At 71.1% G+C, this 22,846-nt stretch carries 25 protein-coding genes; 11 read left to right on the top strand and 14 right to left on the bottom strand.

Annotated features, from left to right (window positions below):
- Positions 1-28: 28 nt before the first annotated feature.
- Positions 29-715, bottom strand: a complete 687-nt coding sequence (locus OG332_RS44265; protein WP_327418742.1) for a HemK2/MTQ2 family protein methyltransferase — start codon at positions 713-715, stop codon at positions 29-31.
- Positions 716-1,082: 367 nt separating this feature from the next.
- Between OG332_RS44265 and OG332_RS44260 the strand changes: the two genes are divergently transcribed.
- Positions 1,083-1,820, top strand: a complete 738-nt coding sequence (locus tag OG332_RS44260; protein WP_327419558.1) for a VOC family protein — start codon at positions 1,083-1,085, stop codon at positions 1,818-1,820.
- A 250-nt stretch (positions 1,821-2,070) separates the two neighbouring features.
- A complete protein-coding gene (locus OG332_RS44255) occupies positions 2,071-2,415 on the top strand; it encodes a peptidase inhibitor family I36 protein (protein ID WP_327418741.1) in 345 nt (114 codons plus the stop codon).
- 67 nt (positions 2,416-2,482) lie between these two features.
- Here OG332_RS44255 and OG332_RS44250 read toward each other — a convergent pair whose 3' ends face one another.
- From OG332_RS44250 to OG332_RS44240, 3 genes are all read right to left on the bottom strand, one after another.
- Complete coding sequence (locus tag OG332_RS44250; protein WP_327418740.1) at positions 2,483-2,845, bottom strand: transglycosylase family protein; 363 nt, start codon at positions 2,843-2,845, stop codon at positions 2,483-2,485.
- Positions 2,846-3,540: 695 nt separating this feature from the next.
- Positions 3,541-4,197, bottom strand: a complete 657-nt coding sequence (locus OG332_RS44245; protein WP_327418739.1) for a response regulator transcription factor — start codon at positions 4,195-4,197, stop codon at positions 3,541-3,543.
- Positions 4,194-5,390, bottom strand: a complete 1,197-nt coding sequence (locus tag OG332_RS44240) for a sensor histidine kinase (protein WP_327418738.1) — start codon at positions 5,388-5,390, stop codon at positions 4,194-4,196. Before OG332_RS44240 ends, OG332_RS44245 begins: the two co-directional genes overlap by 4 nt.
- A 135-nt stretch (positions 5,391-5,525) precedes the next feature.
- On the opposite strand from OG332_RS44240, the gene OG332_RS44235 reads away from it, so the two are divergent.
- The 5 genes from OG332_RS44235 (at position 5,526) to OG332_RS44215 (ending at position 9,776) form a co-directional block, all read left to right on the top strand.
- The gene (locus OG332_RS44235; protein WP_327418737.1) at positions 5,526-6,446 is read left to right on the top strand and encodes an ABC transporter ATP-binding protein; all 921 of its coding nucleotides are present in this window, start codon (positions 5,526-5,528) and stop codon (positions 6,444-6,446) included.
- The gene (locus tag OG332_RS44230; protein ID WP_327418736.1) at positions 6,443-7,312 is read left to right on the top strand and encodes an ABC transporter permease subunit; all 870 of its coding nucleotides are present in this window, start codon (positions 6,443-6,445) and stop codon (positions 7,310-7,312) included. Before OG332_RS44235 ends, OG332_RS44230 begins: the two co-directional genes overlap by 4 nt.
- A gap of 66 nt (positions 7,313-7,378) precedes the next feature.
- A complete protein-coding gene (locus OG332_RS44225) occupies positions 7,379-7,534 on the top strand; it encodes a hypothetical protein (protein WP_327418735.1) in 156 nt (51 codons plus the stop codon).
- 191 nt (positions 7,535-7,725) lie between these two features.
- Complete coding sequence (locus OG332_RS44220; RefSeq protein WP_327418734.1) at positions 7,726-8,643, top strand: SAM-dependent methyltransferase; 918 nt, start codon at positions 7,726-7,728, stop codon at positions 8,641-8,643.
- Positions 8,640-9,776, top strand: coding sequence for a terpene synthase family protein (locus OG332_RS44215; RefSeq protein ID WP_327418733.1), 1,137 nt, complete (start codon positions 8,640-8,642; stop codon positions 9,774-9,776). The genes OG332_RS44220 and OG332_RS44215 overlap by 4 nt, the downstream gene beginning before the upstream one ends.
- Before the next feature lie 54 nt (positions 9,777-9,830).
- On the opposite strand, the gene OG332_RS44210 is transcribed toward OG332_RS44215, so the two are convergent.
- The 7 genes from OG332_RS44210 to OG332_RS44180 form a co-directional block, all read right to left on the bottom strand.
- Positions 9,831-11,228 (bottom strand): cytochrome P450, encoded by a 1,398-nt coding sequence (locus tag OG332_RS44210; protein ID WP_327418732.1) that lies wholly within the window; start codon positions 11,226-11,228, stop codon positions 9,831-9,833.
- Positions 11,225-11,845 carry a GTP-binding protein gene (locus OG332_RS44205; protein ID WP_327418731.1) on the bottom strand — a complete coding sequence of 207 codons (621 nt, stop codon included), beginning with the start codon at positions 11,843-11,845 and terminating at the stop codon, positions 11,225-11,227. Before OG332_RS44205 ends, OG332_RS44210 begins: the two co-directional genes overlap by 4 nt.
- On the bottom strand, positions 11,826-12,185 hold the full coding sequence (locus tag OG332_RS44200) for a DUF742 domain-containing protein (protein ID WP_327418730.1): 360 nt from the start codon (positions 12,183-12,185) through the stop codon (positions 11,826-11,828). Before OG332_RS44200 ends, OG332_RS44205 begins: the two co-directional genes overlap by 20 nt.
- On the bottom strand, positions 12,182-12,589 hold the full coding sequence (locus OG332_RS44195; RefSeq protein WP_314245219.1) for a roadblock/LC7 domain-containing protein: 408 nt from the start codon (positions 12,587-12,589) through the stop codon (positions 12,182-12,184). Before OG332_RS44195 ends, OG332_RS44200 begins: the two co-directional genes overlap by 4 nt.
- A gap of 6 nt (positions 12,590-12,595) precedes the next feature.
- Positions 12,596-14,131, bottom strand: a complete 1,536-nt coding sequence (locus OG332_RS44190; RefSeq protein ID WP_442816310.1) for a sensor histidine kinase — start codon at positions 14,129-14,131, stop codon at positions 12,596-12,598.
- Between the two features lie 319 nt (positions 14,132-14,450).
- Positions 14,451-15,293, bottom strand: a complete 843-nt coding sequence (locus tag OG332_RS44185; RefSeq protein ID WP_327414200.1) for an IS5 family transposase — start codon at positions 15,291-15,293, stop codon at positions 14,451-14,453.
- 111 nt (positions 15,294-15,404) lie between these two features.
- Positions 15,405-16,046, bottom strand: coding sequence for a TetR/AcrR family transcriptional regulator (locus tag OG332_RS44180; protein WP_327418729.1), 642 nt, complete (start codon positions 16,044-16,046; stop codon positions 15,405-15,407).
- A gap of 72 nt (positions 16,047-16,118) precedes the next feature.
- Here OG332_RS44180 and OG332_RS44175 point away from each other — a divergent pair, with 72 nt between their 5' ends.
- The gene (locus OG332_RS44175) at positions 16,119-16,907 is read left to right on the top strand and encodes an SDR family NAD(P)-dependent oxidoreductase (RefSeq protein ID WP_327418728.1); all 789 of its coding nucleotides are present in this window, start codon (positions 16,119-16,121) and stop codon (positions 16,905-16,907) included.
- 103 nt (positions 16,908-17,010) lie between these two features.
- Entirely contained in the window at positions 17,011-17,340 is a 330-nt protein-coding gene (locus OG332_RS44170) for a hypothetical protein (protein ID WP_327418727.1), read from the top strand.
- Positions 17,341-17,349: 9 nt separating this feature from the next.
- Here the strand turns inward: OG332_RS44170 and OG332_RS44165 are convergent, their stop codons facing one another.
- On the bottom strand, positions 17,350-18,537 hold the full coding sequence (locus OG332_RS44165) for a glycoside hydrolase family 64 protein (RefSeq protein WP_327418726.1): 1,188 nt from the start codon (positions 18,535-18,537) through the stop codon (positions 17,350-17,352).
- 238 nt (positions 18,538-18,775) lie between these two features.
- Positions 18,776-19,192, bottom strand: a complete 417-nt coding sequence (locus tag OG332_RS44160) for an ATP-binding protein (RefSeq protein WP_327418725.1) — start codon at positions 19,190-19,192, stop codon at positions 18,776-18,778.
- 209 nt (positions 19,193-19,401) lie between these two features.
- On the opposite strand from OG332_RS44160, the gene OG332_RS44155 reads away from it, so the two are divergent.
- Positions 19,402-19,623 carry a hypothetical protein gene (locus OG332_RS44155; RefSeq protein WP_327418724.1) on the top strand — a complete coding sequence of 74 codons (222 nt, stop codon included), beginning with the start codon at positions 19,402-19,404 and terminating at the stop codon, positions 19,621-19,623.
- 212 nt (positions 19,624-19,835) lie between these two features.
- Here the strand turns inward: OG332_RS44155 and OG332_RS44150 are convergent, their stop codons facing one another.
- A complete protein-coding gene (locus OG332_RS44150; protein ID WP_442816309.1) occupies positions 19,836-20,927 on the bottom strand; it encodes a PP2C family protein-serine/threonine phosphatase in 1,092 nt (363 codons plus the stop codon).
- A 616-nt stretch (positions 20,928-21,543) separates the two neighbouring features.
- Between OG332_RS44150 and OG332_RS44145 the strand changes: the two genes are divergently transcribed.
- Positions 21,544-22,785 carry an IS110 family transposase gene (locus OG332_RS44145; RefSeq protein ID WP_327418723.1) on the top strand — a complete coding sequence of 414 codons (1,242 nt, stop codon included), beginning with the start codon at positions 21,544-21,546 and terminating at the stop codon, positions 22,783-22,785.
- The last annotated feature ends 61 nt before the right edge of the window (positions 22,786-22,846 follow it).

The following is a 22,846-nucleotide window of genomic DNA, read 5'->3' as shown; positions in this document are numbered from 1 at the left end:
GACCGGGGCGTTGTCTGGAGTACTGGGCTCAGAGGTACCGGGCACGGACGACCACCAGCTCTTCCCACTCCTCGGTTCCGCCGGCCAGGCCCTGCGCCTGCAGCCAGGCCCGTCGCGAACGCAGGACCGGGCCCCACGGCACGGAGGCCCTCGCGACGACCCCTGCCTCGAGCCCGGCCCCGGCCAGCCGGTCCACGGTCGTCCCGGCTCCGCACATTCCCGAGTGCACCAGGAGCAGCACGCCGCCGGGACGCAGCAGGTCCGGGGCGCTCGCGCAGATCCGGTCGATGACCCCGCGCCCGTCCGGACCGGCGTCCCAGGCGCGCTCCGGCCCGTGCGACGGCAGCCGGGCCGCCGGGGCGGGGACGTACGGCGGATTGGCGACGACCAGGTCGAAGCGGCGCCCGGCGGTCCGTGCGGCGAAATCGCCGTGCAGGACGCGCAGGGGCAGCCGCCGGCGCAGCGCGTTCAGTCGCGCCGTGACCACGGCGGGCCACGAGACGTCGACCGCGGTGACCCGGGCTCCCCTGGCCGCGGCGTGCAGGGCCAGGGCGCCTGTGCCGGTACCGATCTCCAGCGCGTCCGACCGCGGCCCGATCTCCTCGTCGGCGAGCGCCTCCGCGAGGAGGCGGGTATCCGCCTGCGGCCGGTAGACACCCGGCAGTGCGATCAAGCGGACCGGCAGGGTGCCCCTGGTCAGAGTCGTACTGGACACCGCATACCTCCGGGATCGACCGAGGGCCCGTCTGTGGCGGACCGCAGTGATGGGTGAACCGGTCAGACTGTGCGGCTGCCCCGTCGAACGCCGCCCATCCGGAATCACGTCGATCTTCGGAGGATCAGACGGAGAACCGCATCCGCCTGTCCCGGATGGCGTAAGGCGCACCCACGTCGTCCGCACGGGCCGGGCCGGTGACCGTGCGCCGCGCCCACCGGCTCGGTTCGACCGGCGGCTCACGGCCCGGCACCGTGCCCGGGTCTACGGTGGAAGGGTCCTGGTCCCCCCTGAGCGGCAGATGAGGCTGACAGCTGTGTCGACGTCGAGCCACGAGATCTTCGGTGCCCCGTGCTGGGTCAGCCTGCTGGCCCGGGATCTCGGCTCCGCCCAGCGGTTCTACAGTGCCGTGCTCGACTGGGAATTCCGTCCCACGCACCTGGGGCACGGCATCATGGTCGCCTTCCGCGACGGGGCTCCCGTCGCCGGTGTCGGCGCCCTCGGCGGGAGTACCGACGCGCCGGCGGTGTGGACGCCGTACTTCGCCGTCGACGACGCCGACGTGACCGCCGCACGGATCCGCGAACGCGGCGCCACCATGGCGGTCGGCCCCCTGTCCTTCGGCACCGGGCGAGCCGCCCTGGCGGCGGACCCGGCCGGGGCCGTCTTCGGCTTCTGGCAGGGCGAGGTCGTCCCCGACTGGTCTGTGGGCCGCGGGAGCGCCCCGGCCTGGCTGGAACTGCGGACCCGCGACGCGTTCGCAGCGGCCATCTTCTACGGTGAGGTCCTCGACTGGGGCAGCGAACGGCCGGCCTGCTGCACGGTCTCCTACGAGCACGCCCACGTCGTCCTGCGCCACGGCCACGACACCGTCGCCCGCATCAGCGGCGGCGCCCTCGAAGCGTCACCCGACCCCGAGGTGCGCCCCCGTTGGCACGTCCACTTCCGCGTGCCCGACCTCGAGAACGCGGTCGACGCCGCCACCCGGCAGGGCGGCAGGACCGCCTCCCCCGTACAGACGTCCAGTACGAGCCGGTGGGTCGTCCTCGCCGATCCCGACGGTGCGCTCTTCACCGTGGTGGCACCCCAGGACCCGCCGGCCTGACGGGTCTCCCTCGTCCGGTGTCGGCGAATGTCCGAGCCGCGGTACGCCGAGTCGATGCGCATCGCCCAGGAGACCCTTGACGCCGAGTTCAGCGGGCGGGAGTCCGGGGTGGCCAGCGCCCCACGGCACCCGGCCCCCTGATCCACTCCGACGGCGCTCGGCCCCCCGGCCCCGCTTCGGGAAGGCCGTCTTCCCAGGGCCGCGCGCGGGCGAGGACGATGGGGGATCCGACGTCGCGAAGGAGAAGCGCATGAGGGCTCGCACCGTACGCACCCTGCTCGTTGCCGGGGCGGTCGTACTGGCCACCTTCGGCTCTCCCGCAACGGCGCAGGCCCTGCCCACGTGCCCGAGCAATGCCATCTGTCTGTGGCGCTTCCAGGACGGGACCGGCGACGTGTACGTGTGGCGCGGCGGTTACGTGGACCTGCCCGGCAAGTTCGTCGATCACGTCGGCTCGTTCCGGGCCAACAGGACCGGCGCCTTCATCGACTGGGCGACCGGCAAGGACTGCCGTCCGGTCCGGGCCGGCGACTACGCCTCCAACTATCAGGGCCGGTTCGGCGGGAAGATAGACGCGGTCGGCAACAACTGCTGACCGTCGGCACCTCCGCCGGGACCGCCCCCGACGGGGCGGCCCCGACGCCCCGTCGGGGCGTGGGCCTTCAGCGGCGGCGTGCGCAGGTCCACGCTCCCATGCCCTGGATCCTGGCGAGTCTCCGCGCCGTCGCGATCTGCTCCGACTTCGTGGCGAGGTCGGCGCGCCGTGCGTACTTGCGGCCTCCCGCCGCGTTCCAGCTGGACTGGGTGAACTGCAATCCGCCGTAATGGCCGTTGCCGGTGTTCGCCCGCCAGTTCCCGCCGGATTCACACCGGGCGATGGCGTTCCAGTCAGGGTTCGGTTTGGAGTGGACCGCGGCGGCATGGGCCCCGGAAACGTCCAACAGGGCCACAGTCAACAAAACTGCGGAGGCGATCAGTTGGCCGATCACGCTCCGGCTTCGCCGGTCCTTCCGGTGGAGCGACATCAGTCCTCCTTAGCTGTTGGGCGGACCCGCCACGAACAACGGGCGGGTCCACGTACGGCCACGTTCGGGCCGTGGCCACAGCACAGCACGGAGCAACGCCCTTCCCACGGCACTTGCGGTCGGTGAAGGCACGAAGCCACCCGAACGGCCGCTCCACACCCCCTTCCAGCACCGCCCGGGCCCCGGCCGCGCCGCCCGTGCCACCCGCGGCTCGCCGCGCACACTCAGCCCAAGCCCCCCTCAGCGGGCTCTCCCTGCAGGACTGCTGGACTGCTGGTCAGACCACCTGTCAGGCTCCGCCTCGTGGAGATCCTCGATGACCTGACCATGTGGCGAAGACGGGCGGGCCGGGCCCGGTGTCCAGTGGAGCCGACCGGAGCGATGTGACCACAGCACTCGGCGAGCCGTGGGACATCGGACCAATGAGCCGGAACAGGAAGTGGCCGCGACCCTTCGCCCACGGGGACCTTGAGCTCGGTGTCCGCCGCTGCCGCCAGGTCCCACTGATCTGCATACAGACCTGTCGCGACGCCGTCGAACTCCCCCAGTCGGCCGTCGGGGGGACTGACACCTTCCCTGCGGGGCTCACGCACGCGGACGTGGTCCGCCTTGACAGCCAGGCGACCGCGCGGGGCCCCAAGTCCACCTGGAACACGGCTACTTCAGCCACCGGTCCACTCATGACGCGAGCCTCGTCATCCTGGCAGTGTGACCAGGCCTGTTTCGTAGGCGAGGATGACGAGGTGGACCCGGTCGCGGGCGTTGAGTTTGGACAGGAGCCGTGCCACGTGGGCCTTGGCGGTGGCCACGCTGATGCAGAGTTGGGCGGCGATCTCACTGTTGGACATGCCGCGTCCGACGAGTGTCAGTACCTCACGCTCCCGTTCGGTGATGCCCTCGACCGGTCGTGGCCGGGGGGTGGGTTCGGGCCGTGCGGCGAACTCCTCGATCAGGCGGCGGGTGACGCTCGGCGCGATCAGGGCGTCTCCCGCGGCGACCACGCGGATCGCGGTGAGGATGTCGTCCAGGTCCATGTTCTTGACGAGGAATCCGCTCGCACCGGAACGCAGGGCGGCATACACGTAGTCGTCGTCCTCGAAGGTGGTGAGGATCAGGACCCGTGTCGTCGAGGAGTCCGCCGTGATCATCCGGGTGGCCTCGATGCCGTCCATTGCGGGCATGCGGATGTCCATCACCACCACGTCGGGCTGGACGTCCCCGACGAGCCGGAGTGCTTCGGTGCCCGTCGCGGCCTCTCCGACGACATGGATGTCGTGGGTGCCGGCCATGAGCACGCTCAGGCCGGAACGTACCAGCGGCTGATCGTCGGCGAGCACGACGCGGATCGTCATGGAAGGTGTACTCCTTCGGGCAGGGGGAGCCGGGCCGCCACACGGAATCCGCCTTCGGGACGCGGACCGGCCGTGAACTGGCCGTGCAGCAGGACGATACGCTCGCGCATTCCGACGATGCCCCAGCCAGCGGCACCGCCGGTACCCGAAGCGAGGCCGGTGCGGCCGTCGTTCTCGACTTCGACGGAAAGCTCGTCGGCCCGGTAGTCGACGGTGACGAGACAGTCGCGGGTGCTGGCGTGGCGTGCGACGTTGGTGAGTGACTCCTGGACGATCCGGTAGGCGGCCAGCTCGATGTCGGCGGGCAGCGGCCGTCGCTCGCCGAGCCACCGTACGTCGACACGGATACCGGCGTCCTTCGCCGACGCGGCCAGGCGGTCGAGATCGTCCAGGACCGGCGCCGGACCACGAGGCGCGGAATCCGCTCGGGCGCCCGCTCCACCGCCCGCATCGGCGCGGCGCAGCGCGCCCAACGTCCGCCCCAGTCCGGCCAGGGTCTCCTTGCTGGTCGCCTCGATGGCGGCGAGTGCGTTGCGCGCTTCGTCCGGCCGCGTGTCGATGACCCGTCTGCCGACGCCGGCCTGGATGGCGATGACCCCGACGCTGTGCCCGATCATGTCGTGCAGTTCGCGTGCGATCCGAAGCCGTTCCGCGGTGACGGCCTGGGCCGTGGCCTGCACGTACAACGCCTCTGCGTGCTCCCGGCGTTCGCGGATGGAATCGCCGGCCGTCCAGGCGGCGGCGAGGGCCACGCCGATGAACGCGAGCGTCTGGACGTACGCGCCCTGCCCGGACGGAAAGTAGAGCGCGGATGCCGCCTGCCCGCCGAGGGCCATGCCGGCGGCGGTGAGTGAGGTGCGGCGCGGGCGCGTGGCCGCGATGTAGCCGACGGCGAGGTCGCTGATCAGCACCTGCAGAAGACCGGCTTCCAGCATGCCCCTCGCCGATACCGCGGCGAACCAGCCGGCGAGCAGCAGTGCGAGAGCCGACAGCGGCGTGCGCCGCAGCAGACTGGCCGTCAACACCGTGAGGAGGGACACCAACAGGAGCATCGCGGCGGAGAAGCCCTGCCAGCTGCCGCGCATCATGACGTGCAGAGCCACCGGGTACGCGATGGCTCCGCTCCAGGTCAGGGGCTTCCCCACGATGCGCAGGGGGCCCCTCGGCAGCGGTGGGCGGGGGATGGCGGGCATGCCCTGATCGTAGATGTCGTACTGCCCGGCGGGGTATTGGCCCGCAGGCGTACGCCCACGGGCTACCGGAGAGCACCGGGACTGTGGTCGACGGCCCGATGCGCCCGCGGGCCGGCCCGCGGCACCGTTGGCCGGGTGATCGAAGTCAACGAACTGACCAAGCGATACGGGAAGACCACGGCCGTGGGCGGCCTGACCTTCACCGTCCGTCCCGGCCACGTGACCGGGTTCCTCGGCCCCAACGGTGCCGGAAAGAGCACCACCCTGCGGATGATCCTCGGCTTGAACCGGCCCACCAGCGGCACCGCCACCATCGACGGCCTCCCCTTCCGGGACCGCCCGCGCGGGCTTCGCCACGCCGGCGCGCTCCTCGACGCCCACGACGTACACGGAGGCCGCACCGCTGTGGGGCACCTGTCGGCCCTGGCCCGAAGCAACGGCATTCCGCGACGCCGGGTGGACGAGGTCCTCCAGGAGGTCGGGCTGGCCGGTGCAGCCCGCCGCCGCATCGGCGGGTTCTCCCTCGGCATGAAGCAGCGGCTCGGAATCGCCAGCGCGCTGCTCGGCGACCCACCCGTGCTGCTGTTCGACGAGCCGATCAACGGCCTGGACCCGGAAGGGGTGTTGTGGGTACGCGGCCTGTTCCGGCGGCTGGCCGCCGAGGGACGCACCGTGTTCGTCTCCAGCCACCTGATGAGCGAGATGGAGCACACCGCCGAACATCTCATCGTCATCGGCAGGGGCGAGCTGATCGCAGCGGAGAGCGTGAAGGAGTTCGCGGCCCGCGGCACCCGCCAGAGCGTCATCGTGCGCACCCCGGATCCCGCCGCACTCACGGCGGTGCTGGCCGCCGATGGCGCCTCGGTCCAGTCCGACGGCCCGGACGGAGCGAAGGAGCTCAAGGTGACCGGCCTGAGCGCGGACCGCATCGGCGAACTCGCCCTCCAGCACCGCATCGTGCTGCGGGAACTGGCCACGCGCACCTCCTCCCTGGAGGAGGCCTTCATGGAACTCACCGCCGACCGCGCCGAATACCTCGCAGGAGAACCCCGATGACCCCGGCCCACCTGGCGCCCCCGCGTACGGCGGCCGCATGCACCGCCGTACGCGCCACCGCCCTCCGCGTCCGCTTCCGCGACCTCCTCGCCGCCGAATGGATCAAGCTGTGGTCGCTGCGCTCCACGCCCTGGGCCTTCGGGATCAGTGCGCTGGCCGTCATCGGCATCAACGTGAACGCAGCCATCGCCGACTACAACAACTATCCGAACTACCCCCAAGGCGCCAAGGACCTCTTCGTGCCGATCTGGGCGATGCGGGATGCCTTCACCCTCGGCGCCGGCATGGTCCTCATGCTCGCCGCCGGCAGCATCGGGGCACTCACGCTCGTCGGCGAGTACAGCACCGGACAGATCCGTACGACCTTCGCCGCCGTCCCCGCCCGCCGCTCGGTGGTGGCAGCCAAGATGGCCGTCGTGACGGCCGTCATGCTGGTCTACGGCGCGTTCGTCTCGGCCGTCTCCTTCGCCGCGACGCAGGCCATCCTGTCCGGCCGGCACGTCGGCCTCCCGCTCGACTACCCCGGCGCACTCCGCGCCACTGCGGCCTCCGCCCTGCTCGCGCCGGTGTGCGCGCTCGTCGGCATGGGCCTCGGCGCGCTCCTCCGGCACACCGCGACCACCATCGTCACGCTCACCGGCGTCCTCCTGCTGCTGCCCTCCCTCATCAACGACCGCAACGCATGGTCCGCCGCCCTCCTCCACGCCCTGCCCCGGGGCGCCTGGGACCGGCTGACCGAGGTGGGCGACTCTCCCGTGCCGGTGCTCTACCCGGCGACGATCACCGGAGCGTGGATCGTGTACGCGGCCTGGCCACTCGCCGCCGCAGCCATCGCCGCTGTCGTCGTCCACCGGCGCGACCTGTGAACACGCGACAGCCGAGGCCGAGGCCTCTGGCGCTCCCGCCAGCTTGTCCATGATCACGTCGATCTGATGGACCGACAGGGGGAGCGGTCGGTGGTCACGGGCAGGCATGCAGGGAGCGGCGTTGCGTACCGCGGCACATCGAGCGCGAGCGGTCCGAGCAAGTACATCGCCTTCGACCTGACCGTCTGGCGCAGCGCAGAGGATCCGCAGAAGAAGGGGTGAGCGACCCGTCGGCCGATCAGCCCGTTTCCGGTGGGACTCGGACGTAGCTTCGTGTTGCTCCAGCAGGCTGACGTGGGGCCATCGAGGTGCCACGATGATCCGTGCTTCAACAGTGTGCCGGACGGGACGCGGTGAGAGAGGTGACAGCGCGTCCCGGAGGCAGCCCTACCCCACGAAAGGGCGGACACCCCATGCGCGTCACACCCCTCGTATCATCCTTAGGCAGCGACCAGGGTTCGGCCGCGGACGATCCCATACGGCTCTACTACAGCCGCAAGACACAGGAGATCCTGCAGAAGTACGGCCCGGGCCCCCGTGTCCACTTCCACGTGGGGCTGTACCCGGACGGCCCGCCGGACACCACCGTCTCCCAGAACGTGCTGAAGCAGCGCATGCTGGAGGCGCAGGAGCGCATCGTCGAGCACGCGGCCCGCTCGTGGGACGCGTACGAGGCGCCTCCCCGGCGGCTGCTGGACATCGGCTGCGGCCTGGGCGGGACGTCTCTGTACTGGGCGCAGGAGCACGGAGCTTCGGTCACCAGCCTCACCGTCGCGGAGGAACACATCCCGATCGTCCGGTACTTCGCCCGGCACGCCGGGGTCAACGAGCGGGTCAAGCCCGTGCTGGCGGATGTGCACGACCTGGACGAGACCTGTGCGTACGACGCCGTCTACGCCAACGAGAGCAGCGGCTACACCGACCGGGCCCGGCTCTTCGACGTCGTCGCCAAGGCGCTGGTGCCCGGTGGGTGGTTCGGGATCCAGGAACATTTCGTGGGCCGCTCCCAGTGGCGCGAGTTCATCGACGGCTACTACAGAACGCGCCTGGGGCTGCTGGGCGAGTACCTGGCCGCGGCCGAGGCGGCCGGCTTTGAGCTCGTGCACGAGGAGGACGTGACGGACTCGGTGGCGGAGTTCTGGGTGCAGTCCATGGCGTGGAACACCGCCGAACTCGACCGGCTCCGCGCGGGCGCCGGCGCCGAGCCCGGCGCGTGGACCGGCGAACGGCTCGAGCAGTCGACGCTCGCGCACAGCAGGTTCTTCCGGCTCTGGCGCGACCACGCGGTGCAGACACGACTGCTGTTCTTCCGGATCGGTGGCCGCCCATGACGACGTCACCGGCACCGGCACCCGCACCGTCGTCGTCACCACGGCCCTCGCTCCTCGGTCCGCGCCTGCCGTCCTTCTACTGCCCCCTGGAGCGCGACCTCGTCCATCCCCAGGCGAAGCAGGTGGAGGCCCTGGCCGTCGACTGGCTGGACGCCTTCGGCGTCTACCCCGACCCGGTCGAGCGCGCATGGGGTCTGGCCACCCACAGCGCCGACTTCTCCTGCCGCATCATCCCCGGCGGGGACGTGGAGGCCCTCCTGCTGTTCACCGAGTGGAACTACTGGGCCAACGCCGTCGACGACTGGCAGGATTCGGGTTCGGACGACGTGGGGACGGGCGCCGTCGTCGAACACGGCGTACGTCTGCTGCGGACCATCGAGGACCCGGGGGCGTCGGTGCTGCCCGACGGGCCGATGACCCGCGCACTGCTGGACCTGGTCGGCCGCACCCATGCCATGCTCACGCCCTACGAGCTGCGCAGGTTCGTCGAGGGGACGCGCGACTGGCTGCTCGGGGCGGCCTGGCGAGCCGCCCAGGCGGAAGCCGGGACCGTGCCGGGGCTGAACGACTACGTCGCCATGGGGCCGTTGGCGAACGGTACGCGCTTCTCGCTGACCTGGTCCGACGTCGCACGCGGGGACCGGCTGTCGGCGGATGTGCTCTGCTCCCCCGCCCTGACGGCACTGACGGATGCGGCGGGCTTCGTCGTCAGCGCGGACAACGACCTGTTCTCCTACGACAAGGACGACCACCTGCAGCCCCTGGAGGTGAATCTCGTCAACGTCCTCGCCCACCAGGAGAACTGCTCCCCCGCCGAGGCGGTACCGCTCGCGGTGGCCTTGCGCGACCGGGTGATGGTCCTCTTCACCCGGCTGCGGGCGCAGTTGGATAACGGCCCGGACGGTGCGAACGCGGAACTGCGCCGTCACCTGGCGGCGTTGGGTCACTACGTGGCGGGCTCCATCGCCTGGCAGAGCCGGGCACCCCGATATGCGAGCCCGCGCAACCGGCACGAACTGCCCCGGCCGGAAGCCCGGTTCGAGGTCCGGTTCGCCGATGCCCCCAGCTTCGCCGGAACCGAGCCACCGGACGTGCCGGCCCTGGCTGCCTGGTGGCGGCAGGCACGCGACTGAGCGAAGCCGAGGGCCCCGGCCGGTGCGGACGGGGCCCTCGGTACGGGCGGTGGCTCAGCGGCGGCCGAGCAGCCGCAGCCACCAGCTGACGCCGCGCCGGCGGCGGCCGCCGACCGCGGGCGCCGCCGTCGGCTGCGGCGGGATGGCCGCGTGTACGGGGTGCCCGGCCGGCTGCTCGGCCTCGGGCTCCGCGTTCGGCACGGAGTGCGGGGCGAACCGTACCGGCAGGGACAGCATGTGGCGTGACATGAGGGTGCCGCGCCACTGCAGCTCGCTCGCGTCGACCGCCAGCTGGAGGTCGGGCAGCCGGTCCAGCAGGACCTCGATGCCGGTGTCCGCGATGGCACGGCCGATGTCCTGGCCCGGGCACTCGTGCGGGCCGCTGCTGAAGGCCAGGTGGGAACGGTTTCCGTGGACGGAGACGTCGGGATCCGGCCGGATCTGCGGGTCGGCGTTGCCCGCCGCCAGCCCGAGCAGGATCATGTCCCCGGCCTTCACCTGCTGGCCACCGAGCAGGGTGTCACCGGTGGCCCAGCGCCCGATGATCGTGTTGATCGGCGGGTCGTCCCACAGGACCTGCTCCAGGGCGTCGGGCAGGGTCATGTGGCCTCCGGAGAGGCTGGCCCGGAAGCGCGGGTCGGTCAGTACGGTCCGCAGCGTGTTGGCGATCAGGTTGGCGGTGGTCTCGTAGGCCGCGATCAGCACGACGCGCAGGTGCATCAGCACTTCGGTGTCGCTCAGGTCCGCGGGGTGCTCGATCAGCCAGGAGGCGAGGTCGCGCGCGGGCCTGGCCTTGCGCTCCGAGACCAGCTGTTCCAGCGTGGCGGTGACGTAGCGGTCGCTCTGCAGGGCCGTCTCCGTCCCCTGCAGCATGTCGCGCGCCGCGTTGACCAGCAGGGGCCCGTGCTCGTCGGGTGCCCCGAGGAGCTGCGTCATGACCAGCATGGGGAGCTGGTCGGAGAAGCCGGACACCAGGTCGGCGTACCCCTCGGCCGCGATCTGGTCGACGAGCTGGTTGGCGAAGCGGGTCACGTAGCGGCGGATGCCGCGCTTGTCGAAGCGCTCCAGGGACTCCACCACGGCCGAGCGCAGCCGCTCGTGAACGGGCCCGTCGGTGAAGTTGCACACCGGGACCCAGGAGACCATGGGGCCGAGCGGGGTGTCGGCCGGCACCCGGCCCTCTCTCATGTCGCGCCAGCCCCGCGGGTCGCGGGCGAATCGCGAGGACGTGCGCGCCACGTCCAGGTTCTCCCGGTGGCCGAGGACGAGCCAGGCCGGGAGGTCCCCGCTCACCAGTACGGGGGCCACCGCGCCGTGTTCGGCCCGCAGCTTCTCGTACAACGCGAGGGGATCGGCCTGGGCCTCCGCTCCGTGGAGACGGTACAGGCCGCCCGCCGTCGCCACCGCCGCGTGGGCGGGGCACTCGGGCGGTGGGGTGGGGGTGGTGCTCACATTGCCTCCTGGGTGGCTGCCTGGGAGTGGAGGTAGCGCATGAGGGTCAGCAGGACATCGCGGGACGAGTCCCGCCGTCTGGCATCGCAGACGAGGATCGGGACGGTGGGGGGCAGGTCGAGGGCCTGGCGCAGTTCCTCCAGCGGATGCTCGGGCGCGCCGGGGAAGGAGTTGACGGCGACGACGAAGGGGACGCCCCGCTCCTCGAGCCGTCCGATGACGTCGAAGCTGATCTCCAGCCGCCGGGTGTCGAGGAGTACGACCGCTCCGAGCGCGCCCTCGAAGAGCCCGCGCCACAGGAACCAGAAGCGCTCCTGGCCGGGTGTTCCGAACAGGTACAGGACGAGTTCGTCGTTGATGCTGATGCGGCCGAAGTCCATGGCCACGGTGGTGGTGATCTTGCGGGCCACGCCCCAGGTGTCGTCGACTCCGACGCCGGCCCTGGTCATCGTCTCCTCGGTCGTCAGCGGCTTGATCTCGCTGACCGCCCCGACCATCGTCGTCTTGCCCACGCCGAATCCGCCGACGATGACGATTTTCACGGCGGCCGCGGCCGTCTGCGGGAGTACGTCCGCCTGGCGCGGCCCGGCCGGCGTGTCAGAGCTTCTGAAGTCCATCGATCACTGCCTCGATCAGAGCAAGGTCGGGTAGCTGCGCGGCGGGAACGGGCGGGCGGACGTACACCCGCTGAGCGGCCATCAGGTCTCCGACCAGCACGGTGACGACGCTCACGGGCAGGCCCGCGTATGCGGCGATCTCGGCCACCGACAGCGGGGAGTGGCACATCCGCAGGATGGCCGCCTGCTCGGGCTGCATCTCCGGCCGGGCGGACCCTTTGGCCACGACTAAGGTCACGAGGTCCAGATGGACGGCGGTGGAGGGTCCACTGCGTCCGCCGGTGATGACGTAGAGCCGTTCGGGGCTGCGGTCCTCCCAGCTTGTGGGCGGCTCATTCACGCGGGCTGCCCGTCATGTCGGGGCGGGCTGCTCAGGTGGTCCCCCATTCGGGTCACCAGGTTGCGCATCTGCGCGCCCATCAGGCCCGCGTCCACGCCCTCGTCGGCGAGGACCGCGAGGTAGGAGCCGTCGCCGGCGGCCATCAGGTAGAAGAACCCGCCGTCCATCTCGATCACGACCAGGCGCATCCTGCCCTCTGAGCGGGGCAGTTCCGCGGCCACCGCTCCGGCAAGGCTCTGCAGGCCCGCACAGGCCGCTGCCAGGCGGTCGGCCGTGTCGGTCTCGGCCCCGTGCTGCGCCACGCAGAGCCCGTCCGCCGACAGTACGATCACGTGCCGCGTCTGCGGCACTCCGGCGGCCAGGTCCTTGAGCATCCAGTCCATGCTGCTGATTCGCTGGGTCATCACTGTTTACGCCCCCTTGGTCGCTGAACCCGACGCACCTTCGGCGCCCGGCGCGTCGTGGCCGGGCCCGCCGGACAGTCCGCTGTGGAAGGCCTCCAGCCACATTCCGGGGCCCTGGTCGTCCGCCGGCTGCGGCTCCGCGGCCGGCCGGACGTCGAAGGTGGCGGCACGGTCCTTCCGGCGTCGCTGCGGCAGGCCGGTCGCGGTGCGCTCGGTGGTCGGCTGCCCGGCGCTGACGGGCGCCGGCCGGGGCGCCGGAGCCGGTGCCTGCCGGGGCGCGGACACGCCCGCCGACGAGCGGTCGAAGGGGTGCTCGCGCGGTGTGGCGGCCACGGCCCTGGGCCCCGAGGAGGAGCCGATGCCGTGGGCCAGACCGGTCGCGGAGGCAGCCGTGGTGATCAGGTGCTGCGGCACGATGACCACGGCGCGGACGCCGCCGTACGCGGACGAGCGCAGGGACACCTGGAACCCGTACGCCTGCGCCAGCCGGCCGACCACCGCGAGGCCCAGCCTCGGCGTCTCGCCCAGGTCGTTGAGGTCGATGCCGGACTGCGCCTGCGCGAGCATCTTCTCGGCCCGCCCGCGGGCCTCCTCGCTCATGCTCAGGCCGCCGTCCTCGATCTCCACGGCGATGCCGGACTGCACCTCGACGGCCGTGAGGTGGACCCGGGTGTGCGGCGGAGAGTACCGGGTGGCGTTGTCCAGCAGCTCCGCGAGGGTGTGGATCAGGGGTTCGACGATCGGGCCGACGACGGCGACCTCGGAGACCGAGTGGAGCTCCACCCGCTGGTAGTCGATGATCCTCGACATCGCGCCGCGCATCACGCTGTAGAGGGTGACGGCCCTGCTCCACTGGCGGCCGGGGCGCGCACCGCCGAGGACGGAGATGGAGTCGGCGAGCCGGCCGATCAGGGCGGTGCCGTGGTCGAGTCGCAGGAGGTCGCCGAACACGTCCGGGTTGCTGCCGTGCCGGTCCTCCATCTCGCGCATCTCGTGGGCCTGCTGATGGACGATCGCCTGCACGCGGCGGGCGACGTTCACGAAGGCGCGCTGCGCCGAGTCGCGAAGGCTCTCCTCGTTGTCGACCGCGTCGACGACGTGGGACAGGACGGCCTGCAGGGCGGCTCTGAAGCGTGGGGTCAGGGCCTCGTCGCTGCCCCAGCGGTTGCCGTGGCCGCCGCGCCCTCCCAGGGCGGTCAGCACCTCCTCGGCCAGCTCGCCCTTGCGCAGTCGCTCGATGGCCTCGGGCAGCACCGCCTCGGACAGCCGGGCCGCCTCGGCTTCCTGCCGGGCCAGGACGTGCTGGAGGGCCGCGACCTGGGCGCGCCCGGCGGCGAGCGCGCGGCCGCGCCGTAGCGCTTCGGCGAAGACCACTGCGGTGCACAGGGCGCCCACGGCGATCACGGCGGTGCCGAGCAGCGCCGAAGAGGAGGCGAGCGCCCCGGCCAGGCAGGCGGCGGCCACGACCGCGATCGCGGGCAGCATCCGGCTTGCTCTGCCCTCCACGTGGGCACTTTCGGGGGGAATGTCTCTTTGCTCCATCGGCGTCCTCGAGCTATCGAAAAAGGGGGGCCTTCTGACCGGTGGGCGGGAGCATAACTACGCCCAACTTCCCTCACGCAGACTTTCGTTGGAGTTCATCGGACCGGAGGAACAGTTATGCGCCATAAACGGCGCCGCATTCCGGCAGGAAAAGGGGCCCGTCCACGGTGAGCAGCGGCGTAGCGGGAGGTGGAAGGCATGCCGACCCTGCTCGCCGCACGGGAATCCGCCCACACATTCCGATCGCTTCCGGCCGCATCGCCTTCTTCTGCGGTGGCGCCCTGGAGGGAAATACGCTAAGACCGACCGGCAGTAGGCGTCACTTGAGTCGTCGGGTGGTGGGGCGGGTGTCCCAGCGGTATTGGAGCGTCGCGCGGCGGATGAGCATGCGGAGCGTGACGATCGTGGCGGTGAGGTGCAGGTAGAAGTCCACGACGTTGCCGTTCTTCTCGGTGCAGCGCCGCAGTTTGCCGAAGCCGTTCATCCACGAGTGTGCGCGCTCCACCACCCAGCGTTTCCCGGCTTGGATTGGGGCGGGCACACCCTTGCGGGCGATCTCGACGGTGAAGCCGAACTCCTCCAGCGCGGTCCGGGTCTTCGCGCTGTCGTAGCCGCGGTCCAGGTTGACGTTGACCTGCTCGGGGAGTGGTCCGACCTGGGTTTTCACGGCGTCGAGGGTGGGGATGAGCAGGGGCGAGTCGTGCCGGTTGGCTCCGGCGGAGACCAGGCCGAGCGGAACACCGCGGGCCTCGGCTGCTACCGAGCGTTTCAGGCCCTGCTTGCCGCGGTCGACCGGGGAGCGGCCGGCCTTCTCGCCGCCGCAGGGCGCCTTGGTGATGCAGCCGTCGACCGACAGTTCGTCGAGTTCCAGGCCGATCATGCGGTCGTACGCCTCCAGGGCCAAGGCGTGCAGTTGCTGACATATCCCCAGGTCGGCCCAGTGTCTGACGCGGCGTCGGATAGTGCGGTCGGAGCAGCCGGGACTGGCGATGCGTTCGTAGCCGGAGCCGTGCACGAGGGCAGCGATCACGTGCTCGAAGACGATCCGGTCGGGGAGGCGCGGATTGTGGCAGCCAAGCGGATGGCCGTCCACGTGCGCGGGCAGCAGCGCCGCGAACTGGTCCCACAGGGGTTCGAGCAGGCATGATGGCAGGACAGGCACGAGCCCTCCGGTGATCACTGAGCGTAGAGAACTCCATGATCACTCAGGCTCGTGCCTGCCTTGCGCTCGGGCCGCCGATCACCGACACCCACGGCCCTACTGCCGGTCGGTCTAAAGCCTCGACTCGGGATGGGGTGTGCGGAGGCCGGCGAGCAGGACGTCGAGGGCCAGGCCGGTCGCCTCGTCCAGGGGGGTGTCCTCGAGGAGGGACCCGACGGCCAGGGCCGCGAGACCGTGCACCATGGAGAAGGCGATCTGGGCGAGCCGGGCCGGGTCGCCGGCCCGTACGACACCCTCCTGCTGGGCGAGGGCGATCAGTGCGGCGGCGATCCCCAGGCTCTGGTGGCCGAGCTCGCGGAGTTCGTCGCTGGAGTGGTCGGCGTGCTTGGCCGTGAACATCAGGCTCAGCAGCGGGGCGTGCGCGACGGCGAAGTCCACGTACGCGCGACCCATGCAGGCGAGCCGGGTGGCGACGGGGCCGGGCTCGCCCACGGCGGCCCGGAGGCGTTCGTTGAGCCGGGTGAAACCGCCCACGGCGAGCGCGTCCAACAGCGCCTGCCGGTCGCGGAAGTGGCGGCCCGGCGCCGCGTGGCTGACGCCGAGGTCCCGCGCGAGGGCGCGCAGGGAGAGGCTGTCCGCCCCCGACGTCGCGAGCACGGTTTCCGCCCGCGCCAGCAGGGCCTCCCTGAGATTGCCGTGGTGATAGGGCGCATCGGCGTCGGCCAAGGCGGTCTCCTCCTCCAATGTTGTCATTGACAACAATGTTTGCTCTGTCTACATTCAGTATCGACCATCAGCCGGAGTCCCGGAACGGAGCACCGACCCATGTCTATGACATACCGCGGAACCACAGCCCTGATCACCGGGGCCAGCGCCGGCCTCGGCGTCGAGTTCGCCCGGCAGTGGGCGGAGCGCGGAGCGGACGTCGTCCTCGTCGCCCGGCGCGTCGACCGGCTGGAGGAGCTTGCGGCGGACCTGGAGCGCCGGTACGGGGTCAGGGCCCGCCCGATCGCGGCGGACCTCGCCCGGCCCGGTGCCGCGGCGGCACTGCACGCGGAGCTCGACGAACTCGGCGTACCGGTCCACACCCTGATCAACAACGCGGGCTTCGGCAGCCACGGCCCCTTCGCCGGCGAGGACCCCGCCCGGATCAGCGAGATGATCCAGCTCAACGTGCTCGCGGTCACGGAGCTGACCAGGGAGTTCCTGCCCGACCTGACGGCCGACGGCCGGGGCGCCCTCGTCACCGTCGCCAGCGCGGCCGCCTACCAGCCGACCCCTGCCATGGCGGTCTACGGCGCCACCAAGGCCTTCGTCCTGAACTTCACCGAGGCCGTCGCCTACGAGACGCGCGCTTCCTCCCTGCGGGTGCTCGCCGTCTCTCCGGGGCCGGTCCGCACCGAGTTCTTCGACGTCGTCGGCAGCCGGGACGCCGCCGTGGGCCGGATGGCCACCCCGGAGCAGGTCGTCACCGCGACGCGCCGCGCACTGGACCGCGGCAGGACCCCGGCCAGCATCGTCGTCGGCCTCGGCAACCGGCTCTCCGCCACGGCCTCCGCCCTGGCCCCCCGCCGCCTCACCCTGACCGTGGCGGGGCGCGCCCTCAAGGCGTGAGCGGGCTCCGGACTCGTCCGCGCGGGCGCTCCTGCGCGACACTGGTACCCGGGCACCGCACACCGCCGGTGCCGTCCGGGTCCCGGTGTGCGGGAGGCGCAGCATGGTCATCAGTCACCACATCGCCGCAGACACCCTGCACGTGAAGATCCTGCAGGAGCTGAACGTCACCAACCGGTCCGCGGCGGCCCTGCAGATCGAGTCCCTCGTCCACGCGCACCGCCCCTCCCGGGTCACGATCGAGCTGCCGACCGATGCCCCCTCCCCCATGACCTTCAGCGCGCTGGCCCGCGCCCAGCGGATGTGCCAGAGCCTCGGCATTCCCCTCACCGCGACCGGACCCGGCGGACACGCACCCCCGCTCTTCATCGGCCGGGGTGCCGGCGCGGACCGACCCCAGTGGCTGGAGCACGGCGCGCGCCACAGCCACTGAGCCCGGGACCTAGTTGAACGGTTCCAGCGTCATGAAGGCCTCTTGCGGGTTGCCGTCGTGCACCAGCGCCTCGTGGGCACCCACGTCGTCGAAGGCGAAGCCGTACGCCTTACCGTCGGCCATCTGTCCGTGGATGATGCAGGAGTAGTGGTTGGTGACGGCGTCACGGTAGAAGTCGGCGCCGTTCGCATCGGGTTGGCTGGGATTGGTCAGGAGCGTCGAACGGTTGAAGCCGGCGCACAGGGTGCGGGAGATCGGGCCGCGGACGAGGTCGTTGGGTGCGTCCAGGAGTTTGTAGCAGCCGAAGATGCTGTCGGAGTCCGGCTTCTGGAAGCTGGTGACCACGGCTCCCGAGCTGTTGGTGAAGTTCATGACGTTGCCCGAGACCCGGCCGTAGTACTTGGTGTTCGGCTGGTTCGCGAACGGCGTCACGGTGAGCGTGGACGAGCTGTACTTGTTCCAGACCCGGTTGACGTAGTCGTTCATGACGCCGGACGGGATCCCACCCGCCTCGATGCCGTGACCGGGCGAGAGGGCGCGCAGCGGGGTGCCGTCGGGACGGTTCTGGATCAGTCCGCCCCAGCCTGCCGCACGCAGCTGGCCGAAGACGGCGTTGTAGCCGCCCGGCTTGAGCCGGCCGGTGTTGCTGACCGTGCCGCCTGCCGCCTTCACGCCCACCGCGTACGGAGCCGAGAACATGTCGACCTGGGTGCTGTTGATCCACAGGCCGGCGTCGTTCAGCGTGTACTCGGACCAGTTGAACAGGATGTTGCGGTTGGGGTCGGAGGGATTCTGCACGGCCGGTTGCACCAGGCCACCGGTGCTGAGCTTGAAGACGATCTTCTGGCCGATGGAAAAGTAGACGCGTCCGGAGAACTTGGGCATCCGGATCGTCTTGGTCTGCCCGTTGGCCGGACCCGCGATCGACGCGTCGGGCGCGGGGGTGGGGGGATTGCCGCCCGCGGGCCAGGGATGGAACGCACCGTTGGCGTCGGCCCAGCCCTGCTGGCCCGTCGCGAGCAGGGTGCCCAGGTTGTAGACGTAGACCGGCTCACTGCGGCCCGAGCTGTTCTTGATCGTGAGCGGGATGGTCGCCGGCACGGCTTCTGCGGATGTCGGTGGACCGGCGACCAACAGTCCGGCGGCGACGACCAGCGCCGCCGCTCCGGATACGAGCAGTTTCGATAAGCGGAACACGCGCTTCCTCCCGGGGGGAGCCTCGCGGCTGGAGGGACGGACACGAGCATGAATGGAGGCATTGAAGCCTGAGAGCGCTCTCAGCATCCGATTGTGTTCAACTTCTGTCAATGAATCGCGCATTCGGCCTCGCAGGCGGTACGCCCGCCGAGCAGCGACGGGCGCCGAGGCTCGGCGCGAAGGCGCACGGAGGGAGCCTCCGCCTCGTGGGGCGTGGGGTCCGGACGCCGGGCACGCCTCAGCGGGGGACGCGGACGTGGATGGTCTTGCCGTCCCGCCCACGGCGGTGGCGGATCTCGACGCGGGTTCCGAGCCGGTTGACCAGGTGCCACCCCCAGCCGCCTTCACCCTGTTGACCGGGCTGTCGGGGCCGCGGCTCCGCGCTGCTGGTGTCGGTGACCGCGACGTCGACGCCGTCGGCCGTCAGGCGGAGGTCCAGCACACATCCGCCGGACGTGTGGCGTACGGCGTTGGTGACGAGCTCGCTGATCACCAGCAGGGCGGTGTCGAGTGCGACGGGCGGGAACGCCGGCGCCCCGCGCGCCGGGCGCCCCAGGAAGTCGTGCGCCGCACGCCGGGCGTCGGCCGGCGCCGCCCCGCCGTTCAGCTCCAGGTGCAGGACCGGGGACGTCGGGGGGATCAAAGGAAGAGGCATGGAAACGGCTCCAGACGCCTCGTGTCGGAGAACGTGCGGTGTGGACGTTCAACACCTACGAGGATGCACCTGCCCGCTCCCGCCCTTCCCACGCGTACGCCCCGCCGACGGCCGAAACTCAGACGATCAAACGTTCGAGTGAGACATTTCTGGGTATACGGCCTTCCCGGCACCAGCCGGACCTGGCCGTATCAAGGCGGTGAGACCCGATGTCCCAGTGCAAGACCCCCGACTACCGCACCGGCCACCGCGGCCGGCACTGGACGCACGCCCTGCGCAGTGCCCAGAAGGCCGGGGCCGTGATCGTCACCGACGAGACCCTCGAACCGGTCGCGTACGCCCACGACGGCACCGGCCCCGGCCGCTTCCGCCCCTGGGTCACCTCGTCCGGCGTGCGCTACGACAGCCACGACGTGCACCCCGAGTGGTGACCGGACCACGGCGGCCCCGGAGCCCTGGCGGTGCCGCCGTGGTCCCGTTCCCCGGGAGAGTTCGGCCCGGACCGGGGCGGCCGCGAGCCGCGGCAGGTCCTCGGTGGTGACGAGGCGAGCTGGGCCGGCGGGCGTCTTCGGGAGCCCGAGCGCGGCGGCGAGCCCTGGTCGAGTGGTGCGGGCCGCTCATCTCATCACCGGGACTCCGGGCCTCAGGGCTTGCACAGGCGTACGGCGAGGGCGGCGATGTCGTCGTCAAGGCGTCCTCTGCTGTAGCGCAGGAGGTCGCGGTGAAGAGCCGTGAGCAGTTCGCGGGGCGGTGTCGGGGGCTGTCGACCCATCCACGCTGCGAGCGGGAAGAACTCTCCGTCGCGGGCGCGGGCCTCGGCGATCCCGTCGGTATAGAGGAGCAGCATGTCGTCCGGGGCGAAGTCGAAGGTCTCGACGGTGTAGTGGTCGCCGATCAGCTCCGCGAGGCTGAGCAGTGGCGAGGGGGTGGCCGACTCGAGGACATGGAGTTTCCCCCGGTTCAGGAGCAGCGGAGGGGGGTGTCCGCAGTTGAGGATGTCGATACGACTGCCCTCGTGCGGGATCTGGACGAGAAGGGCGGTGGCGAAGCGCTCCATCGGCCCCTCGGGGGGAAAGGCGGCGTTGTAGCGGGTGCTGCTGGCGTCCATCCTGCGTGCGACGTCGACCATGTCGGTCTCGCCGTAGGCCGCCTCCCGGAAGGCGTTGACGATCGCCGCGGCGGCCCCCACTGCCGGCAGGCCCTTGCCCCGCACGTCACCGATGAGCAGCCTGACCCCGTACGGCGTGTCGACCACTTCGTAGAAGTCCCCGCCGATGCGTGCTTCCGCCGCGGCCGCGAGGTACAGCGACTCGATCTCGACGTTCCCGATGCGGCGCGGCATGGGGCTCAGCACCACCTGCTGCGCCGCGTCGGCGACGAGCCGTACCTGGATGAGGGTGCGCTCCCGCAGGAGCCGGACATGGCTTCCGTACGCGGCGGCCACGGTGACCGCGACGATCCCCGCGGCCGTCCACCACGTTCCCAGATCGGGGAAGACGAAGCCGAGGCCGATCATCAGGAAGAGGCAGACCGTCCCGAGGAGGACGGTGGGGAGGACCGGCCACATGGCGGCGGCCAGGGCCGGCGCCGCGGGCAGCAGGCGGCTGAAGGCCATTTCCCGCGGAGTGCCGTAGGCCAGGCTGGCGATCACGACGGTCAGAATGACCGGTGACAGCCGTACAAGCCTCCCCGGGCCGTAGCGCCGACGGAGCCGCGGCCGTCCGGACTCGATCACACTTCCCAGACTATCCGGGCAATGAGGGCATAGCGCTCTGACGGACGGAGTGGGCTGCCTGCCCCTCCCGCTCCACAGTCGATGAGCGCCCCGTTACCTAATGGGGATCGAAGCCGGCGGATCGCTACCCGTTACCCGGTCCCGCGAGACCTCGAAAAAGAGCGCGGCCTCCGGCTTCATTTCGGCGGCGATCGGCTGACGTCCGGTGAGCCAACATCCCAGGGTCTTGAGTCCCCAGGTCTGGCCCCGGGCATCAGCCAACCGTCGCCGAGGAACGCGACCGTGAGGGTGCCAGGCGCCGGGGTCACTCCTGGACGACACACGAGGCCCTGACCTCCAGAAAGAGATCGGAGGGCTCCGGCGTCCGGCACTCTCACGGCCGCTGCCGTGCGGATGATCGAATGTCCGTGGTCCGAGCCCGCCGCAGGGTGCACCTCTCACCTCACCGGGATGCCTCCGAGCTCCTGCACAGACCGAGGCCCCTGCGGTCAGCTGGGGTCACGAACGACTAATCGGATGACGGGCCCAGAGCCCTTCCATTAGGGAGTCGCGTGCCTCCGCGCAGGTCTTTGACCAGCGGATATACGCATCGGACGGAAGAGCAAGGGGGAAACCCGTGAAGGTGTTCTGCGGGATCGACTGGGCCAGCGACCACCACGACGTCGCCGTGGTCGACGGCGACGGTAAGCTCCTCGGCCGGGCCCGGATCGGAGATGACGCCGCGGGCCTGCAGCAGCTGCTCGACCTCCTGGCTGAACACGGCGATGGCCCCGGCGAGCGGATACCGGTGGCGATCGAGACCTCCCGCGGCCTGCTGGTCGCCGCTCTGCGCGCGACCGGCCGGCCCGTCTACGCCGTCAACCCGATGGCCGCCGCCCGCTACCGCGAGCGGCACAGCGTCTCGCGCAAGAAATCCGACCACCTCGACGCGATGGTGCTGGCCAACATCCTGCGCACCGACGCCGACGCCCACCGCCAGTTGCCGGCCGACAGCGAGCTCGTCCAAGCCATAGCTGTCCTGGCCCGTGCCCAGCAGGACGCTGTCTGGGACCGCACTCAGGCCGGCAACAAGCTCCGCTCCCACCTGCGCGAGTACTTCCCCGGCTACCTCGCCGCCGTCCAACCGGTCACCGGCGGTTTCAACGCGCCGCTGGCCCGCACTTTGCTCGCCGCCGCACCCACCCCCTGCCAGGCCGCCCGCCTTACCCGCACCCAGCTGAAAGCCGTCCTCAAGCGCGCTGGCCGACAGCGGGGCATCGACGCCGAGGTCGAGCGCCTGCATGCCGCCCTGCGCGTTCCGCAGATGCGCCAGCTCCCGCTGGTCGAGACCGCGATGGGCCGCCAGGCCCTGGCCCTGCTGGGCAAGTTCGAGGCCGCCTGCACCGCTGCGGACGATCTGGCCGAGGCATCGGTCGAGCTGTTCGAGCAGCACCCCGATGCCGCGGTCATCACCAGCTTCCCGGGTCTCGGCGCGCTCAGCGGCGCCCGGGTGCTCGCCGAGATCGGCGACGACCGCTCCCGTTTCGCCGATGCCAGGGCTCTCAAGGCCTACGCCGGATCAGCACCGGTCACTCGCGCCTCCGGCAAGAGCCACGCGGTCATGGTCCGCCGGGTCAAGAATCAGCGGCTCGCCGCGGTCGGCTACGTCTGGGCCTTCGCCTCCCTCACCGCCTCGCCTGGCGCCAGGGCCCACTACGACCGCCGACGCAAGGCCGGCGACCGCCACAGCTCCGCCCAGAGAAACCTCTACAACCGGCTTCTCGGCTGCCTCCACCACTGCCTCACCACCGGCAGGCCCTACAGCGAGACCACCGCCTTCCCCGCCCCGCCGAAGCTTGAACTGGCCATCGCGGCTTGACCCGCTATCCCCATCGGATGTCTTCTTCGTGGCCCCGCAATGGGGCTCCTGGCCTCCGGGC

Source organism: Streptomyces sp. NBC_01233 (assembly GCF_035989305.1).
In the GTDB taxonomy this organism is placed as follows: Bacteria; Actinomycetota; Actinomycetes; order Streptomycetales; family Streptomycetaceae; genus Streptomyces.
The sequence above is the reverse complement of the archived record's forward strand: the minus strand, read 5'-3'. Positions and strand labels throughout refer to the sequence as shown.

Excerpts from the sequence above, each read along its gene's own strand:
- OG332_RS44255 (WP_327418741.1), top strand. The coding sequence starts at position 2,071 with ATGAGGGCTCGCACCGTACGCACCCTGCTCGTTGCCGGGGCGGTCGTA.
- OG332_RS44250 (WP_327418740.1), bottom strand. The coding sequence starts at position 2,845 with ATGTCGCTCCACCGGAAGGACCGGCGAAGCCGGAGCGTGATCGGCCAA.
- OG332_RS44245 (WP_327418739.1), bottom strand. The coding sequence starts at position 4,197 with ATGACGATCCGCGTCGTGCTCGCCGACGATCAGCCGCTGGTACGTTCC.
- OG332_RS44240 (WP_327418738.1), bottom strand. The coding sequence starts at position 5,390 with ATGCCCGCCATCCCCCGCCCACCGCTGCCGAGGGGCCCCCTGCGCATC.
- OG332_RS44230 (WP_327418736.1), top strand. The coding sequence starts at position 6,443 with ATGACCCCGGCCCACCTGGCGCCCCCGCGTACGGCGGCCGCATGCACC.
- OG332_RS44225 (WP_327418735.1), top strand. The coding sequence starts at position 7,379 with ATGGACCGACAGGGGGAGCGGTCGGTGGTCACGGGCAGGCATGCAGGG.
- OG332_RS44220 (WP_327418734.1), top strand. The coding sequence starts at position 7,726 with ATGCGCGTCACACCCCTCGTATCATCCTTAGGCAGCGACCAGGGTTCG.
- OG332_RS44215 (WP_327418733.1), top strand. The coding sequence starts at position 8,640 with ATGACGACGTCACCGGCACCGGCACCCGCACCGTCGTCGTCACCACGG.
- OG332_RS44205 (WP_327418731.1), bottom strand. The coding sequence starts at position 11,845 with ATGGACTTCAGAAGCTCTGACACGCCGGCCGGGCCGCGCCAGGCGGAC.
- OG332_RS44195 (WP_314245219.1), bottom strand. The coding sequence starts at position 12,589 with ATGACCCAGCGAATCAGCAGCATGGACTGGATGCTCAAGGACCTGGCC.
- OG332_RS44190 (WP_442816310.1), bottom strand. The coding sequence starts at position 14,131 with ATGGAGCAAAGAGACATTCCCCCCGAAAGTGCCCACGTGGAGGGCAGA.
- OG332_RS44180 (WP_327418729.1), bottom strand. The coding sequence starts at position 16,046 with ATGACAACATTGGAGGAGGAGACCGCCTTGGCCGACGCCGATGCGCCC.
- OG332_RS44175 (WP_327418728.1), top strand. The coding sequence starts at position 16,119 with ATGTCTATGACATACCGCGGAACCACAGCCCTGATCACCGGGGCCAGC.
- OG332_RS44170 (WP_327418727.1), top strand. The coding sequence starts at position 17,011 with ATGGTCATCAGTCACCACATCGCCGCAGACACCCTGCACGTGAAGATC.
- OG332_RS44160 (WP_327418725.1), bottom strand. The coding sequence starts at position 19,192 with ATGCCTCTTCCTTTGATCCCCCCGACGTCCCCGGTCCTGCACCTGGAG.
- OG332_RS44155 (WP_327418724.1), top strand. The coding sequence starts at position 19,402 with ATGTCCCAGTGCAAGACCCCCGACTACCGCACCGGCCACCGCGGCCGG.